The following is a 16118-nucleotide window of genomic DNA, read 5'->3' as shown; positions in this document are numbered from 1 at the left end:
TGCACTGGTGCGCAGAGCTTACCCACGTCGGATTCGCCGCCTTCACCGAGGGATCAAGTTACCGTTCGTTTCACCCGGAAACGATAGGCCGCGGGGCTGTGAACTGTCAGTTCGGCGCGCGGGAATTCAGCGGCCGAGTTCGGCCAGCGCGCACAGAGTTTCCGAGCAGCCCGCGTCGATCCGGAGGGTGGCGAGGTCGTCGCCGCGGGTACGTCCACGATTCACGATCACCACTGGCACACCATTTTTCGCGGCTCTGCGCACGAATCGCAGGCCCGACATCACCGTTAACGAGGAACCGGCCACCAGGATCGCCTGTGCTCGTTCGACCAGGCCGAAAGCGGCTGCCACCCGGTCCGGCGGCACATTCTCACCGAAATACACGATGTCGGGTTTGAGCATTCCGCCGCACGACAGGCAATCGACCATCCGGAATCGGTCGGTATCGGTCACCACGGCATCGGCGTCGGGTGCCACTTCGATACCGGTGGCGCCCGCCGAAACATTGTCCGCGAAACCGGGATTGGCCGCTTCGAGGTGTTGCGCGAGGGTCATTCGGGATATCAGATTCTCGCACCGCAGACAACGCACTCGCGCGTACGTTCCGTGCAGATCGATCACCTGACGCGCCCCCGCCTTCATATGCAGCAGGTCCACGTTCTGGGTGATCACTCCCGATACCGCACCCGCCCGCTCCAGCTGGGCGACAGCGCGATGACCGGGGTTGGGCCGGGCAGCGTCCATCCGCCGCCAGCCGATGTGGTTACGCGCCCAATACCGCTGCCGGAACACCGGGTCACCGACGAACTGCTGATAGGTCATCGGCGTGCGCGGCGGCGAGCCGGGACCGCGGTAATCGGGAATCCCGCTGTCGGTGCTCAGCCCGGCGCCGGAGATCACCACGGTGCGGCGCCCGCGCAGCAGCTCGGCCGCGCGCGCCACCGCGTCGGTGGTGTCGTGGTCCACCATGGGTTCCACTCTACGAGCGGGGCGGCGGCGCGTCGTGCGCGGGACGAACACGCCGGGGCCGAGTTGCGTGTGGTGGCCGCGCGGCGACATGATGTTTCATCCGCCCGGCATCGACCGCTGCAGAGGAAAACCTATGTCCGACACCGATGAGCACGGCCGCACCGCGCTCAATGCCGCGGTCGACGGGACCATCGTCGCCGTCCGCCGGATGTTCTATGTCCTGGGCGACGAGATCGACCGCACCGAGGGCCCGATCGAATTCACCTTCCACAACGGTTCGACCCTGCTCTTCGACGCCGGCGTCGACGGTGCGGAACTGCGCATCGGCGGCGCACCGTGGCGCGACCCGTTCGAGCCGCTGGTCGACCCGGTGAACATCGAATACGTCGCCAACTCCGGCAAGTACACCGCCTTCGACGTCACCGACGAGTCACCCTACGACGAGCTCGCGGGCCGCCGCGTCGACGCGGTCTCGGTCGTACCACTGGCCGACGGCCGCCCCCGCGCGGCGACCCTCTACCTGGGCACCGGCATGGTGAAGGCCGAGTCGATCGCCGACGAACTCATCGTGACCCTGATCTCCGCGTAGCTCACGACGCGGCTGCCAGCCATCTGCCGACCAGCTCGGTGACAATGGCCCCACCCTGGTCACTGAGGTGGATGTGGTCCACCAAGAGTTCGAGATGATGACTGTGGGCGACTTCGTCCCACGTTCGGCCGAGTAGGTAGTGCTTCGCCGCGGCGCGGAAGGCGAGCGAAAAGCCGAAATCGAATGTCGTTGTAGCACTGGCAGATCGGCGTAAGCGGTCCGCGAACTGCTCGTTGACGGGAAGATAGCCGATACCGGCCGTGGTCGCGACGTTCTCGATCGCGGCATTGAAGTCGGCGAGACGGTGATTGATCGGGGCATCGAGATCCTCCCCCAGGGGCGGCAACGAGAGCAGTGCGATCCGCGCGGACGTCCGGGATCCGATGCGACCCACAAGTGCGCCGAGATCGGCGCGATACCGATCGACAGACACGTCGGCGCGCACGTCGTTGGTCCCCACCAGCAGAACGACCGCGTCCGGACGGCAGCGCACCACATCGGTGTCGACCCGGCCGAGTAGATCGGCGGCGGTATTGCCGTTCACCCCGGCGTTGACGAACGTGTAGCCGGCGAATTCGGGCCGATCGCGCAGCGCGCCGACCCAATTCGCGCCGAGTGTGCCCTGGGTCATGCTCGCTCCCGCCGCGACCACTACCGGCCCGGAGCCGGACGGCCTTCCCTCATCACAGGCCAGGGACGGCGAGTTCTCTGCCGACCGCAGAAAGGTGAGGTAGACAACGGCGCCGACCGCACCCAGCACGCCGATCAAGACCATGACCGCGGCAACGGCGATCGGCTTCTTCGGAATCTTTCGCGACACGATCGCGTACCTCCAGGTCGAACAGGGTTAGTGATTACTAACCACAGTGTGGGCTAGTATTCACTAACTGTCCAGTGCCGGAAGGATCACGGGTGAGCACACGGGATCGGATCCTCGACGCCGCGGCCGAGATTCTGCGGACGCGCGGTGTCGCGCAGGCGACCACCAAGGAGATCGCGCACGCGAGCGGCGTCTCGGAACCCACGCTGTACAAGTACTTCGGGGACAAAGAGCGCCTGCTATTGGCCGTCCTCCAGGAACGAGTGCCCGGGCCGTCACGCGTGACCATCGCCGCAGGCGCGGGAACGGTCGAAGGCAATCTCACCGAACTCGCCGCCGCGACGCTCACGTTCTACCAGCGATCCATTCCGATGCTGGGCGCACTGTTGGCCGACCCGCAGCGCATGGCAGCGCATCGCGACGCGATGAGCCGCCATGGTGCGGGGCCCGATCGGGCGGTCGAGTCGATCGCCGGATATCTGCGGGCCGAACAGGAACTTGGCCGGATCGCCGCGACGGCCGATCCCCACACCGCTGCGGCACTGTTGAACGGCGCCTGCTTCCACGAGGCGTTCTTGCGCTACTACGCCACCGGCCCCGATGCCGAGCCCGCACCACGTCCGTATGCCGAGGCGCTTGTCCGGTCGGTGTCCACGTCACTGCGGTGACACCCGCCCTCCGCCCACGTTCGCGGCACCGAAAGCGTGAGGCTCGGCTCAGCGGGGCATTGACGGTTGGCCGCGGCGCTGTCGCCGGTTCCCGTCGCCCGGTCGATCACGCAGGGCTACCTGCTCGCCACCACGACGACCGGCACGATCCTGTGCGCGACGGCGTTCACCGGACTTGCGGCTGCCCGAGCGCGTCCGCCGCGAACGACTCCGACAGCTCGTCGATGACATCGCCGCGGATCTGCCTGCGTTCGTTGGCCAGCGCGGTCGTCGTGCAGATGCCGAACGCGCCGCGCTCGTCGTAGAGCACCGCCGCGCCCGCCGCGATCCCGTCGTCGCTGAGGTGGCTCTCCGCCTCGAGGCCCATTTCGTCACCGACGGGCATGCGCGAGAACGTGATAGATACATCGGTGTTGATAAAACCGATGCCCTCGGTGCCCCAGTTGGTGACCAGACTGGTCTGCTCGCCGGTCATCGCCGCGTAGCAGAACGGCGACGACGGCTCCCCCGCGACGACCGGAATATTGCGCACCCACTTGCGTTTGCGGGCGTCGTTCTGATGTTCGGTCATATTCATCGACCACCCCTGCCCGTCACTGCCGAACAGGTGCATCGTCTGGTCGATGGTGGCCAGCGCACTCGGAGGCGGCAGCGGCCGATCCCGGTCCGGGCGCCACACCTCGCCCGGCGGCTGGGTCGAACGCTTCAGCAGGAGCGCGCTGCCACGGGCGACGATCTCGCCGTCGGCACGCACGACGATGCTCACCGAGCGGACCCGGTTGCCGTCGCGGACCAGTTCGCTGGCGATGGTCAGCGGCACGGCGGGCACCGGACGGTGCAGGTCGACGGTCAGTCGCGCCGGGGCGAACCCGCCGGTGCAGTACCCCGCCTCCACCTCGCGCGCCATCAACCCGCACACCGGCGGCCCGGACAGCGTGCTGGGCGCCCACAGGCTCAGCGAGTACCGCATCGGCGTGTAGACGCCGTCCGCGTGCGTGAAATAGCCAGGGGAGCTACTCATCGTGCCCCTTTCCTCCGCGGGCGCCGGGCGGGATCGCCACGGCGCACCATGCCTCACACTAGAACGTGTTGCAGTTTTGCGGCAAGTGCGGTCACTCCAGCTCACCCTCGGTTTCCAGGTAGACCTGCCGCAGTTTGTCCAGGGTCTCCTGCTCGGGGTGCTCCCACAGCTTGCGCTCGGCGGCCTCCAGGAGCCGTTCGGCGATACCGTGCAGGGCCCACGGGTTGGACTGCTCCATGAACTTGCGGTTCACGTCGTCGAACACATAACTCTCGGAGAGCTTCTCGTACATCCAGTCGGCGACGACGTTGGTGGTGGCGTCGTAGCCGAACAGGTAGTCGACGGTGGCCGCCATTTCGAAGGCGCCCTTGTACCCGTGCCTGCGCATCGCCTCGAGCCAGCGCGGGTTCACCACGCGGGCACGGAACACGCGAGCGGTCTCCTCCGAGAGCGTGCGGGTGCGCACGGCATCGGGGCGGGTCGAGTCGCCGATGTAAGCCTCGGGATTCTTGCCGGTCAGCGCGCGCACGGTCGCGACCATGCCGCCGTGGTACTGGAAGTAGTCGTCGGAGTCGGCGATGTCGTGTTCGCGGGTGTCGGTGTTCTTGGCGGCGACCGCGATGCGCTTGTAGGCGGTGCGCATGTCGTCGGCGGCGGGGGCGCCGTCGAGGTCGCGGCCGTAGGCGTAACCACCCCAGGTGGTGTAGACCTGCGCGAGGTCGTCGTCGGTGCGCCAGCTCTTGGAATCGATGAGCTGGAGCAGGCCCGCGCCGTAGGTGCCGGGCTTGGACCCGAAGATACGCGTGGTGGCGCGCCGGGTGTCACCGTGCTCGGCGAGGTCCGATTGCGCGTGTGCGCGAATGTAATTCGACTCGGCGGGCTCGTCGAGATCGGCGACGAGGCGGACCGCGTCGTCGAGCAGTGCCAGCACGTGCGGGAAGGCGTCGCGGAAGAACCCGGAGATGCGAACCGTGACGTCGACGCGCGGGCGCCCGAGTTCTTCGAGTTCGATCACCGCGAGCGAGGTGACGCGGCGGCTCGCCTCGTCCCACACCGGCCGGACACCGAGCAGCGCGAACACTTCGGCGATGTCGTCGCCGGAGGTGCGCATGGCCGAGGTGCCCCACACCGACAGCCCGACCGACTTCGGGTACTCGCCGTGGTCGGCAAGGTAGCGGGCCAGCAGCGATTCCGCCATCGCCTGACCGGTTTCCCAGGCCAACCGCGACGGGACAGCCTTGGGGTCGACCGAGTAGAAGTTGCGACCGGTCGGCAGCACGTTGATCAGACCACGCAGCGGGGAACCGCTGGGGCCCGCCGGAACGAACCCGCCGTTGAGTGCATGCAGCACACGCGGGATCTCGATGCTGGTCTCACGCAGGCGCGGCACGACCTCGGTGGCGGCGAACCGCAAGATGGTGGCGACCTGGTCCAGCCGCTCGGCGTCGGCGACCACCACGGCGAGGTTCGTGCTCGACGCTGCGGCGCGGTGCCCGTCCAGGATCGCGGTCTCGAAGTCCGCGACCAGCTGCTCGACCGCGTCGACCGACCAGTCCGTCGCCTGCAACGCACCGAGCAGTTCGCGAGCACGGGCCTCGACCACATCCACGCGAACACGGTCCTCGTCGCCGGATTCACTGAGCCCCAGCGCCTCTCGCAGGCCCGGCACATTCTGCTCGCCGCCCCACAGCTGACGGGCACGCAGCATGGCCAGCACCAGGTCGAGTTCCATCTCCCCCTCGGGAGCCTGGCTCAGGATGTGCAGGCCGTCGCGGATCTGGACGTCCTTGATCTCGCACAGCCAGCCGTCGACGTGCAGCAGCATGTCGTCGAAGACGTCCTCTTCGGGGCGTTCGGCGAGGCCGAGGTCGTGGTCCATCTTCGCCGCGCGCATCAGCGTCCAGATCTGCTGACGGATGGCGGGCAGTTTGGCCGGATCCAGGGCGGAGATGTTGGCGTGCTCGTCGAGCAGCTGCTCCAGACGGGAGATGTCGCCATAGGTTTCGGCGCGCGCCATCGGCGGGATCAGATGGTCGACGAGGGTGGCGTGCGCACGACGCTTGGCCTGGGTGCCCTCGCCGGGGTCGTTGACCAGGAACGGGTAGATCAGCGGCAGATCACCCAGCGCCGCGTCGGTACCGCAGGAGGCGGACATGCCGAGGGTCTTGCCGGGCAGCCACTCCAGGTTGCCGTGCTTGCCCAGGTGCACCATCGCGTCGGCGCCGAAACCGTCGGGCGCGGACAGCCAGCGGTAGGCGGCGAGATAGTGGTGACTCGGCGCCAGATCGGGATCGTGGTAGATCGCGACGGGGTTCTCCCCGAACCCGCGAGGCGGCTGCACCATCAGCACCACATTGCCGAAACGCAGTGCGGCGATGACGATCTCGCCCTGGGGATCGGCCGACCGGTCGACGTAGAGTTCGCCGGGCGGCGGCCCCCACGCCTCGACGACGGCCTCGCGCAGGTCCTCGGGCAGCGACTCGAACCAGCGGGTGTAGGTGGCGGCGCCGATGCGAATCGGGTTGCCCTCCAGTTGTTCCGCGCTCAACCACTCCGGGTCCTGACCACCCGCGGCGATCAGGGCGTGGATCAGCGCGTCGCCGTCCCGTTCCACCAAGCCGGGGATCTCGTCGATATCGCCGAGATCATAACCGGCGGAACGCAGTTCGGTGAGCAGGCGGATCGCGCTGGCCGGGGTGTCGAGACCGACGGCATTGCCGATGCGGGCGTGCTTGGTCGGATACGCCGAGAGCATGATCGCGATCCGCTTGTCCGCGGCCGGGATGTGACGCAGGCGGGCGTGCCGTACGGCGATCCCCGCCACGCGGGCACACCGTTCGGCGTCGGGAACATAGGCGGACAGACCATCGGCGTCGAACTCCTTGAAGGAGAACGGCACCGTGATGATGCGGCCGTCGAATTCGGGCACCGCGACCTGGGTCGCGACATCGAGCGGCGACAGGCCGTCGTCGTTGGCTTCCCATTGCGCGCGCCCGCTGGTCAGGCACAGGCCCTGCAGGATCGGCACGTCCAGCGCGGCGAGCGCGGCCACATCCCAGGCTTCGTCGTCACCGCCGGCCGAGGCGGTCGCGGGCTTGCTGCCACCCGCCGCGAGGACGGTCACCACGAGGGCGTCGGCGCGACCGAGCAGAGTGAGGAGTTCGGATTCGGCGGTGCGCAGCGAGGCCGCGTAGACCGGGAGCGGGCGAGCGCCCTTGGCCTCGATCGCCTTGCACAGCGCCTCGATGTAGGCGGTGTTGCCCGCGAGATGCTGGGCGCGGTAGTAGACCACGGCGACCGTCGGGGCGTGCGGTTCGAGGATCCGCGAGGACCGGTCGAGCTCGCCCCAGGTGGGCAGCTGCGCGGGCGGTTCGAAACCGTGCCCGGTCAGCAACACCGTGTCGGACAGGAAGTTGTGCAGCTGCAGCAGGTTCTCGGCGCCGCCCGCGGCGAGGTAGTTGTGCGCGTCGGCCGCGACACCGACCGGCACCGTCGAGCATTCCATCAGCTCGGCGTCGGGTGCGATCTCGCCACCCAGCGCCACCATCGGCACGCCGCTCGCCCGGATCGCGTCGAGGCCCTCTTCCCAGGCGCGCTTGCCACCGAGGATTCGCACGATCACCAGATCAGCGCCGTCGAGCAGTTCCGGCAGATCCTCCACGAGCAGCCGCGCGGGATTGCCCCAGCGGTACTCGGCGCCGCTCGCGCGGGCGCTCAGCAGGTCGGTGTCGGAGGTGGACAGCAGCAGGATCACAGGGTGAGACCTTCCTCGGGTTACGCGCCCATCGGGGTATGCGGTGCTCGCCGGGGAGGGTCTGGCTGTTCACAGTGGCGCGACCGCACCGGATTTCCACCGGTTTCCTCGACGCCCGCCGAGCAAGACGATGCTACTGGGCCAGTCCCGCCCGCAACTTTCCAGCCCGCTCCCCGCCGCTGGACAATCGATCAGCAGGCGATGGCGCGAGGACTCCGCGCCACTGCCTGATGATCTCGATCCGCGAGGCGGTGCTCAGCCGGTCGCTGTCGTCAATGGGTGGGCCGCCGGGTGGTGTCTTCGGCCGCGATGGACACGGCGAGCTCGGCGACGACGTCGCGGATCAAAGCGCCGTAGTCGTCGTCCGGGAGGATGTCGAGGCGTTCGCGGGCGGCGTCGAGGTGGCGGGTGGCGGCGGGGAACGCGCCGAGGCGGCGGAAGTTGTCGGCGAGATTGAGGTGCAGCGAGGGGTAGAAGCCGGCGACCCGCAGGCCCGCGTGGTGGTCGTTCAGGCGGGTGTCGGTGAGGGCGTCGGCGGCGTCGAGGGCGCGAACGTCCCAGACCAGGGCTTCGGCCGGGTCGTCGTAGACGTCGGCCAGGTAGTGAGCGAGGGTGCAGCGGTGCAGCGGGTCACCGGCGGGGCCTACCTCGGCCCAGACCTCGAGCAGCGTCGTGCGGGCACCTTCGGCGTCGCCGGTGCGGAAGTCGGTGACTCCCTGGGTGATTCGGTTCATGATCGGGTCAGCGGTGGTCATCGGGAGGTCTCCTCGGTGGGTTCGGGTCTGCACGGCATGGCCAGGGTCGACAGGTCGCCGTCGTCGGCGGAGCGGATCAGAACAGGCTGGTCGGGGGCGATGAGATCGAGCATCACGTCGGGTCCGACGGCGGTGGCGACGGCCGGGTAGAGGGTGGTGACGGCGAAATGGATCGTCATGGCAGGGCCGGTGACTGTCGCCTGTGGGATGTGCCGCGCCGCACCCGGTTCCGCGCACGCGGCGGCCGCGGCGCTCGAACTCTTCTGCTCGACCGGGTCGCCCGTCGAGGCCGAGCCTGTCGGTGAGGCGTGCGCCGTCCACGAGCCGGCGACCGTCACGGATACGGAGCCGGAGTCGGTCGTGTGCAGGACCACCGTGGGCGAGTCGGCGTGTTCCATGGCGTCGAGCAGCGCCGTACGAGTGAGCACGACTCGGGTCCGCACGGGGGCGAGCGCGGCCAGCATCGCTCGGTAGTCGGGGAAGTCGTGGGTCGATCGGCGGCAGCGGCAGCGGGTGCCATCGGGCTGGGCGGCGTGGCGCGTCGTCGGCTCACCGCCTCCGCCCGTGCGGTCTCGGTCGACTGAATCCGTGGTGGCCATGCGGAATTCGATGCTGTCGCGATGGGGTCGGATCGCGACCACGTGCCGGCGACGCAACCAGGACGCGGCCGCACGGAGGTCGTCGGCGGCCACCGTCGCGTTCCAGACCGCGGCACCGGCGCGGGTGGGGCGGACGGTGCGGGTCGCCAGGCGGTAGCGATCCGTCGCGGTGAGGATCAGCTGGTGCCCGTCGGACTCGAACAGCATCGTGTCGAGTACCGCCAGATCCGGATCGGCGACCGTGGCCGTCGCGACCTGGTCTATCGCCGCCGCCAGCACCGGTCCGCGCACCCACACGTCGTCGCGCGTTCCCGGCAGACCTCGCTCCGACTCCGGGTTTCGCACGAGCGGCGATCGAGCACTGCCTCGATCACCGGTCGGCACCGAGACTTGGTCGCGATGCCCGCTCCCACCGACTCCGGACGCCGATCCGTGGGTGGCCAGGAGGGCGCCGAGGGCGGCCGCGGCAGCGGCGCGGACCTCGCCCTGGTGCCGGTCCAGGTCGGCGAGGTGCGCGTCGAGGAGGACGAGCGCACGGGCGGGATCGGGTTCGGCGAGCAGGGCGGTCACCGCGGGCAGTGGCATGTCCATCGCGCGCAGGTGACGCAGCAGGCGGGCGGGAGCGGACTGTTCCGGGGCGTAGTAGCGGTAGCCGGTAACCCCGTCGACGACGGCGGGGGCGAGGATGCCGGCGTCCGCGTAGAAGCGCAGGGCACTGGCGCTCAGGCCGCAGGCGCGGGCGAAGGCTCCGATGGTGATCAGCTCGGTGTCGGGCACCGGTTCATGATCGGGGTTCGAGTGAGTCGAAGGTCAAGTCGTCGGTCGGCCGGTGCCCGCGGCGACCATCTCCGGGGAACCCGTGCCGAGATTGCGGTACACGTTCGCGACCACCAGCTGACCGAGAGCGTTGTTGCCCACGCCACCGATCACCGCACCGATTCCCGCCGGAATCAGGGTGCCGAACAGCAGCAGTGTGCGTTTGACCAGGTAGTTGACGATGAACCGTTTGGCCGGGGAATCGGGCATGCTCGCCAGACCGGCGATGTGGTCGGTGACGACCGAGAGCCACTGGCCCGTCTTGTGGCCCGCGGTCTCGTCGAGCACCTTGGTGCCCGCGTCGCCGAGCACGACCTTCGACACCAGGTGCGCTTGCCGCGAGTCGTCGGGTTCGAGGCCGTACGCCGCGGCGGCGCCGACGGACAGCACCGACGACGCCTCGAGGAACACGAGGGTGTCCACTCCGGTCGCGGCCAGACCGAGCACCGTGCCCACCCCGGGCACCGCGGCGGTGAGCCCCACTGTGACGCCGCTGGCGGTGACGACCACCAGGTACTGGCGCGAGAGCCGCTGCACGATCTCCACCGGCGCGTCCTGCGGGTGCCTGCGGCCCAGCCAGTCGACGTAGCGGTGCACCACCGGCGCCTGGGCCTGCGCGACCCTGTCGAGCGCGGGAACGACACGCTTGTCCACGAATTCACGCAGCATGCGGCGACTCTCCTGTCAGTACTCGGCCGGCGAAGGATCCGCCACTCACCCTAGCGACTACCCGCGAATCGCCCCGTCACGCGAGAGGGCCCCGTCACATCCGCCGGACCGCGCGGGCGGGCGACCTCGCCGCTGGGCGGAGCGGGCGGCGGCCCCGCACGGTGCGGTACGGGCCGTAGCGGGTGCGTCGTAGGCTTGAGCATCATGACCAGGAGCGCGCCCGATTCTTGCCCAGGGGTTCTGCGGTTGCATCACGCTGCCGACGGGCCGTTGGCGCGGATCCGCGTGCCGGGCGGGCGGTTGACATCGGCGCAGCTGCAGGCGTTGGCCGACGCGGCGCGTGACCTGGGCAACGGGAACCTCGAGCTGACCTCGCGGGGAAACATTCAGCTGCGGCAGGTCAGGGACGCCTCCGAACTCGCGCAACGGCTGGGTGCGGCGGGTCTGCTGCCCAGCGAGACCCATGAGCGGGTGCGCAATATCGTGGCCTCACCGCTGTCCGGGCGAGTCGGCGGGTTCGCGGACGTGCACGGGCTCGCGATCGACCTCGACGCCGGATTGCGCGGCGATCCGCAGCTGGCGCAGCTGCCGGGACGCGTGCTGTTCACCCTCGACGACGGACGCGGTGATGTGAGCACGCTGCGCGGTGACATCGGCGTTCAGGCGGTGGGCGCCGACGAGTTCGCACTGCTGCTGGCGGGCGCCGACACCGGGCTTCGGGTCACCGCGGGCGACGCGGTCGACGTGATGCTCGACGCGGCGCGCGGCTTTCTCGATCTGCGGGGGACCAGCGAGTCGGGGCAGTGGCGGTTGCACGAGATTGCGGGCGGGGTCGAATCGGTGGTCGAGACGCTCGACCGCTCGCCCGTCGGCGAACCGCTCGAACTCGGTGCGACACACGCTGTTCCGATCGGCTGGCTCGATCAGGAGGACGGCCTCGTCACGCTCGGCGCCGGGGTGCCGCTCGGCACGTTGTCGGCCAGGACGACCGAATTCCTCGCCGCTGTCGAACGGCCCGTCTTCGTCACCCCCTGGCGCAGCCTGGTGATCACCGACCTCGACGAGGGACCCGCTGAAACCGTGGTGCGGGTACTGGCGCCGATGGGCCTGATCTTCGATGCGAATTCGCCGTGGTTGCAGGTCAGCGCGTGTGCCGGACGCCCCGGGTGCGCGAAATCGCGCACCGATGTTCGCGCCGACCTGGCCGCCGCCGTCGAATCCGATCGTGTCCTGCCCGAGGCGGCCGGACTCGACCAGCCGACCGAGCGCACCGCCACCTCGGCCGATCCCGAGAACGGTACCGCGACTGCGGCTTTCGAGCAGCGCAGGCCCACGATGGAACTCGTCGCGCCCGAATCCGTCACCGTCGCGGGTCGCCAGCACTGGTCGGGGTGCGATCGGCGCTGCGGTCGCCCACGCGGTCCCGTGACCGATGTCGTCGCCACCGATCACGGCTATCGCGTCGACACCGACGACGCGACCACCACGCCCTGACCTCACGACGGCCGAGCGAAACTCGATCGACGCTCGCGGGATCGTTTCGTACCCTTGCCTTCTCACTACGAGGGGGTTCCCATGTCCACACTGCGGGTGACAGCCGAGCGGCTCGTCGTCGTACCACATCCGAATGCCGATCGGCTCGAACTGGCCCAGGTAGGGCTGTACCGGGCCGTGGTCGCCAAGGGTCAGTTCACGACGGGTGATCACGCGATCTACATTCCGGAACAGTCGGTGCTGCCCGGCGAGCTGATCGCCGAGCTGGGCCTGACCGGGAAACTCGCGGGCTCGCTGCGTAATCGGGTGAAGGCGGTGCGGCTGCGCGGCGAGGTGTCGCAGGGCATCGTGTGCACCCCGGCCGCGCTGGACGGGGTGGATCTCGCGGCGGCCGCGCTCGCACGGACCGACTTCGCCGAGTCGCTCGGGATCGTGAAATGGGTTCCGCCGGTACCGGTCTCGATGTCGGGTCAGGTCGAGCCGGCGCCGGATCTGCTGCGGTGGGTCGACGTCGAGAACATCAAGCGGTTTCCCGGCATCTTCGCGCCGGGGGAACCGGTGGTGGCGACCGAGAAGATCCACGGCACCGCCTGCCTGCTCACCCATGTGCGTGACGGTGACCGAATTCTGGTGTCGTCCAAGGGGGTCGGTGGCCGGTCGCTGTCGCTGACCGAGGCCGACGGCAACCTGTACTGGCGCGCGATCCGCGCCCACGGGCTCGACGAGACCGCTCGCAAACTCGCCGCCGCGCTCGACGCCGACCGCATCGGACTGTTCGGCGAGGTGTACGGCGCGGGCGTGCAGGACCTGCACTACGGCGCGTCCGCCGCGCACGACGAGTCGCTCGGCTTCGGACTGTTCGACATCGCGGTGGACACCGGCGCGGCGCCGGTCCGCTGGCTCGACCATCACGAGATCAGCGCCCTGCTCGACGATCTCGGCCTCACCGTCTCGCGCGTGCCGGTCCTCTACGAGGGCGCCTACGACGCGGAGTTGCTCATGGAGCTGGCCGAGGGCACCGAAACCGTCAGCGGCGCGGGAACCAACATCCGCGAGGGCTTGGTGGTGCGACCTGCCACCGAACGCCAGTCCCCGATTCTCGGTGGCCGGGCGATCGGCAAGATCGTCTCCGCCGCGTACGTGCTGCGCGATGGCGGTACCGAGTACGAGTGAACCACCGCGCTACGCGTGCACTGCCTGTCTCCGATCCGATGTCGCATCGATCACGGGAAAGTGCACGCGTAGCACGGCATTCAGCAGATCCAGGTCGCTACCCGGGACGCGCTGAGCGCACCGTCTCCGAGACCACCGCCGCGGCGAGGGTGCCCATCACGCCGAGCACCAACCACACCCCGCCGATGTGCGGCGCCGCCCCACCGAGCGCGAGCGCGACCACCAGGCACGGCACCGGCCACCGCAGCAACCACCGTGCCCCGGCGCTGCGCACCCCACCGAGGCCGCACACCAGGAAGAAGGCGGCGGCACCACCACCGAGCACCCAGCCGAGCCCGGCGGGCAGATGACCCGACGGGTGCGCCGCGACCAGACCCAGCCCCGCGGCGACGGTCGCGATCGCACCACTGATCGCGCAGTGAACCGCCATCACCCGCTGATAGGGCATACCGACAGCGCCCGGCGACTGCCCCATCAGGCGCGGCACGAACCCGTAGCGCAAGGTCAGCGCCCACATCGCGATCAGGCACAGGAACGATCCCGCCCCGATGACGCATACCGCGATGGTCCACTCCTCCGCCGACACCGCCGCGATCACCGAGATCACCCCTTCACCCAGCACGATGATCAGATACTGGCCGAGCCGTTCCCCCAGGTGCGGCGCATCGGCGTGCAGCGCTTGCAGTTTCGGTGGCGTCGTCTCGCGCGAGCGTCGACCCGGCCCGCCGCGTGGCGGCCCTCCGTCGCCGCGGCGCAACCGGGCCCGCACCCGCCGTTCGGCATCGACCATCAGCCGTTCCGAGTCGATGGCGAACATGATCCACAGGTCGATCGCGAGCCCCACCGCCCACAGCACGAACTTCCACGGTGCGGGCACCCACAGCGACACCAGCCAGGGCACGGTGCCCGCGCCGATCTGCGCGATCGGCCAGTCCACCACGATCTGGCCACGCTGCCACGCCGACGACGACGCCACCCGCACCAGCACATAGATCGCGGCGAAGACGTTCATGTGCTCGTCGGGGGCACCGTCGACCGCGGCCATCATCACGCACAGACCGAACATGCACCCGAACACCATCGTGGTGCGCGCCTGCTCGCCCGCGACGTTGCTGTACACGGTGACACAGGCCCACACCACCCAGAAGGCCAGATACAGCACCACATACAGCCCGAATTCACCCAGCGAGGGGCCGCGGTGCAACAGGTGGGTGAGCTGGCCGATACCCGCCACGGCGACCAGGTCGAAGAACAGCTCGGTCCAGCTCGCGCGCCGTTCCTCGGTGCTGTGCTCGGGGTGTGCCATCGGCCCAGTATGTGGGCGGTGGCGGTGGGGTCCGGCTAGCCCACGGCCGTGTCGCGGCGGGTGTGCAGCTCGAGCACGCAGCACTTCACGCCGCCGCCGCCCTTGCGCAGTTCGGACAGATCCAGCGCCACGGGGACGAATCCCCGCGCCCGCAGCTGCGCGATGAGACCGGTGGCGCCGGGGTCGAGGAAGACGTGTTCGCCGTCGCTGAGCCCGTTCAAGCCGAAGCAGAGCGCGTCGTTGTCGTCGGCGAGGAGCGCGTCGGGGTAGAGGGCGGTCAGCACCTCGCGAGCGGCCGGGCTGAACGCGGCCGGGTAGTAGGCCACGGTGGTGTCATCGAGGACCATCAGCGCGGTGTCGAGGTGATAGAAGCGCGGGTCGACCAGCTCGAGCGACACCACCGGCACGTCGAAGTACCGTTCCACCTCCGCGTGCGCCGACAGCGAACAGCGGAACCCGACACCGGCCAGAATCCGCCGCCCGGCGAACGCGAAATCGCCCTCCCCCTCGTTGGTTTCGGCCGCGGCGGCCAGCTCACGCAGTTCCCGGGCCGCGAACCACCGATGGAAGGCGGGTCCCTCGGCGGCGCGTTCGGGGTGGGCGAACCGGGCCGAGAGCGCGTGTCCACCGATCACGATGCCGCTGTTCGCGGCGAAGACCATATCCGGCAGACCGGGTTCGCCGGGCACCGTTTCCACGGTGTGCCCGTGTGCTTCCAGGGTCGCGCGCAAGATCTCCCACTGGGCGAGCGCGCGCGCCCGATCGACCGGAGCGGCCGGATCCATCCACGGATTGATCGCGTAGGTGACCTCGAAATGGTCGGGGCGGCACAGCACATAACGGCGCGGGGAGGCGGTCCGCGCGGGTGCTGAGACACGAAGGGGGCTGGCGGCGGTCATCAGGACTCCTGGTGGCAGCGCGGACGGTTTCACCGACCGTAATCGCCGTCCCATTGCGCCCGGAACACCGATTCGTTGTGCATTTCGATGTAAGAATGGGGAATCATTGCGTGCCGACGAAGGAGCGACGTGGACGATATCGATCGGCGCATTCTCGCGGAGCTGCTCGTCCACGCCCGCGCCTCGTTCCAGGAGATCGGTTCGGTGGTCGGGTTGTCCGCGCCCGCGGTGAAGCGGCGGGTGGACAAGATGGTCGCGAGCGGACAGATCACCAGGTTCACCGCGCAGGTCAACCCGGCCGCGCTGGGCTGGAAAACCGAGGCCTACGTCGAGGTCTACTACCGCGACAACATCTCCCCGGCCGAGCTGCGCCGCACCCTCGAACCGATTCCACAGGTCGTCGGAGTGTGGACCATCGCGGGCGAGGCCGACGCGCTCGTGCACGTGATGGCCACCGACATGGCCGAGATCGAGGTGACGGTCGAGCGGATCAGGGAGAACGCGCGCGTCGGGCGCACCCGCAGCTCGCTGGTGATGTCGCGCATTCTCGAACGCCCCCGTACCTGAGCCGCCGGACACCACGTCA

The 16118-nt window shown here is 69.2% G+C and carries 14 protein-coding genes; 5 read left to right on the top strand and 9 right to left on the bottom strand.

The window, feature by feature from the left end:
- Positions 1-126: 126 nt before the first annotated feature.
- Positions 127-969, bottom strand: a complete 843-nt coding sequence (locus ACFVVI_RS05280) for an NAD-dependent protein deacetylase (RefSeq protein ID WP_387443366.1) — start codon at positions 967-969, stop codon at positions 127-129.
- 133 nt (positions 970-1102) lie between these two features.
- Here ACFVVI_RS05280 and ACFVVI_RS05275 point away from each other — a divergent pair, with 133 nt between their 5' ends.
- Positions 1103-1558, top strand: coding sequence for a hypothetical protein (locus ACFVVI_RS05275; protein ID WP_378627515.1), 456 nt, complete (start codon positions 1103-1105; stop codon positions 1556-1558).
- A 1-nt stretch (position 1559) separates the two neighbouring features.
- Here ACFVVI_RS05275 and ACFVVI_RS05270 read toward each other — a convergent pair whose 3' ends face one another.
- A complete protein-coding gene (locus ACFVVI_RS05270) occupies positions 1560-2378 on the bottom strand; it encodes an SGNH/GDSL hydrolase family protein (protein WP_387443364.1) in 819 nt (272 codons plus the stop codon).
- 92 nt (positions 2379-2470) lie between these two features.
- On the opposite strand from ACFVVI_RS05270, the gene ACFVVI_RS05265 reads away from it, so the two are divergent.
- A complete protein-coding gene (locus ACFVVI_RS05265; protein ID WP_378987991.1) occupies positions 2471-3046 on the top strand; it encodes a TetR/AcrR family transcriptional regulator in 576 nt (191 codons plus the stop codon).
- A 166-nt stretch (positions 3047-3212) separates the two neighbouring features.
- Here ACFVVI_RS05265 and ACFVVI_RS05260 read toward each other — a convergent pair whose 3' ends face one another.
- From ACFVVI_RS05260 to ACFVVI_RS05240, 5 genes are all read right to left on the bottom strand, one after another.
- On the bottom strand, positions 3213-4067 hold the full coding sequence (locus tag ACFVVI_RS05260; protein ID WP_387443362.1) for an acyl-CoA thioesterase domain-containing protein: 855 nt from the start codon (positions 4065-4067) through the stop codon (positions 3213-3215).
- Between the two features lie 91 nt (positions 4068-4158).
- Positions 4159-7821, bottom strand: coding sequence for a cobaltochelatase subunit CobN (cobN, locus tag ACFVVI_RS05255; protein WP_387443359.1), 3663 nt, complete (start codon positions 7819-7821; stop codon positions 4159-4161).
- Between the two features lie 272 nt (positions 7822-8093).
- Entirely contained in the window at positions 8094-8576 is a 483-nt protein-coding gene (locus tag ACFVVI_RS05250) for a hypothetical protein (protein WP_387443356.1), read from the bottom strand.
- A complete protein-coding gene (locus ACFVVI_RS05245) occupies positions 8573-9952 on the bottom strand; it encodes a MerR family transcriptional regulator (protein WP_387443355.1) in 1380 nt (459 codons plus the stop codon). Before ACFVVI_RS05245 ends, ACFVVI_RS05250 begins: the two co-directional genes overlap by 4 nt.
- A 33-nt stretch (positions 9953-9985) precedes the next feature.
- The gene (locus ACFVVI_RS05240; protein ID WP_387443353.1) at positions 9986-10660 is read right to left on the bottom strand and encodes a hypothetical protein; all 675 of its coding nucleotides are present in this window, start codon (positions 10658-10660) and stop codon (positions 9986-9988) included.
- Positions 10661-10864: 204 nt separating this feature from the next.
- Here ACFVVI_RS05240 and cobG point away from each other — a divergent pair, with 204 nt between their 5' ends.
- Together cobG and ACFVVI_RS05230 are read left to right on the top strand one after the other, a co-directional pair.
- Entirely contained in the window at positions 10865-12154 is a 1290-nt protein-coding gene (gene cobG, locus ACFVVI_RS05235) for a precorrin-3B synthase (RefSeq protein WP_387443352.1), read from the top strand.
- 81 nt (positions 12155-12235) lie between these two features.
- Complete coding sequence (locus ACFVVI_RS05230; protein WP_387443350.1) at positions 12236-13327, top strand: RNA ligase (ATP); 1092 nt, start codon at positions 12236-12238, stop codon at positions 13325-13327.
- A 97-nt stretch (positions 13328-13424) separates the two neighbouring features.
- Here ACFVVI_RS05230 and ACFVVI_RS05225 read toward each other — a convergent pair whose 3' ends face one another.
- Complete coding sequence (locus ACFVVI_RS05225) at positions 13425-14633, bottom strand: low temperature requirement protein A (protein WP_387443347.1); 1209 nt, start codon at positions 14631-14633, stop codon at positions 13425-13427.
- 35 nt (positions 14634-14668) lie between these two features.
- Positions 14669-15532, bottom strand: coding sequence for a dimethylargininase (gene ddaH / locus ACFVVI_RS05220; RefSeq protein WP_387443346.1), 864 nt, complete (start codon positions 15530-15532; stop codon positions 14669-14671).
- Between the two features lie 129 nt (positions 15533-15661).
- Between ddaH and ACFVVI_RS05215 the strand changes: the two genes are divergently transcribed.
- Positions 15662-16099 carry an Lrp/AsnC family transcriptional regulator gene (locus ACFVVI_RS05215; RefSeq protein WP_378988015.1) on the top strand — a complete coding sequence of 146 codons (438 nt, stop codon included), beginning with the start codon at positions 15662-15664 and terminating at the stop codon, positions 16097-16099.
- Positions 16100-16118: the final 19 nt, after the last annotated feature.

Origin of the sequence: Nocardia sp. NPDC058114 (genome assembly GCF_042884695.1) — a bacterium.
In the GTDB taxonomy this organism is placed as follows: domain Bacteria; phylum Actinomycetota; class Actinomycetes; order Mycobacteriales; family Mycobacteriaceae; genus Nocardia.
The sequence above is the reverse complement of the archived record's forward strand: the minus strand, read 5'-3'. Positions and strand labels throughout refer to the sequence as shown.

Excerpts from the sequence above, each read along its gene's own strand:
- cobG (WP_387443352.1), top strand. The coding sequence starts at position 10,865 with ATGACCAGGAGCGCGCCCGATTCTTGCCCAGGGGTTCTGCGGTTGCAT.
- ACFVVI_RS05275 (WP_378627515.1), top strand. The coding sequence starts at position 1,103 with ATGTCCGACACCGATGAGCACGGCCGCACCGCGCTCAATGCCGCGGTC.
- ACFVVI_RS05240 (WP_387443353.1), bottom strand. The coding sequence starts at position 10,660 with ATGCTGCGTGAATTCGTGGACAAGCGTGTCGTTCCCGCGCTCGACAGG.
- ACFVVI_RS05260 (WP_387443362.1), bottom strand. The coding sequence starts at position 4,067 with ATGAGTAGCTCCCCTGGCTATTTCACGCACGCGGACGGCGTCTACACG.
- ddaH (WP_387443346.1), bottom strand. The coding sequence starts at position 15,532 with ATGACCGCCGCCAGCCCCCTTCGTGTCTCAGCACCCGCGCGGACCGCC.
- ACFVVI_RS05250 (WP_387443356.1), bottom strand. The coding sequence starts at position 8,576 with ATGACCACCGCTGACCCGATCATGAACCGAATCACCCAGGGAGTCACC.
- ACFVVI_RS05280 (WP_387443366.1), bottom strand. The coding sequence starts at position 969 with ATGGTGGACCACGACACCACCGACGCGGTGGCGCGCGCGGCCGAGCTG.
- ACFVVI_RS05230 (WP_387443350.1), top strand. The coding sequence starts at position 12,236 with ATGTCCACACTGCGGGTGACAGCCGAGCGGCTCGTCGTCGTACCACAT.
- ACFVVI_RS05225 (WP_387443347.1), bottom strand. The coding sequence starts at position 14,633 with ATGGCACACCCCGAGCACAGCACCGAGGAACGGCGCGCGAGCTGGACC.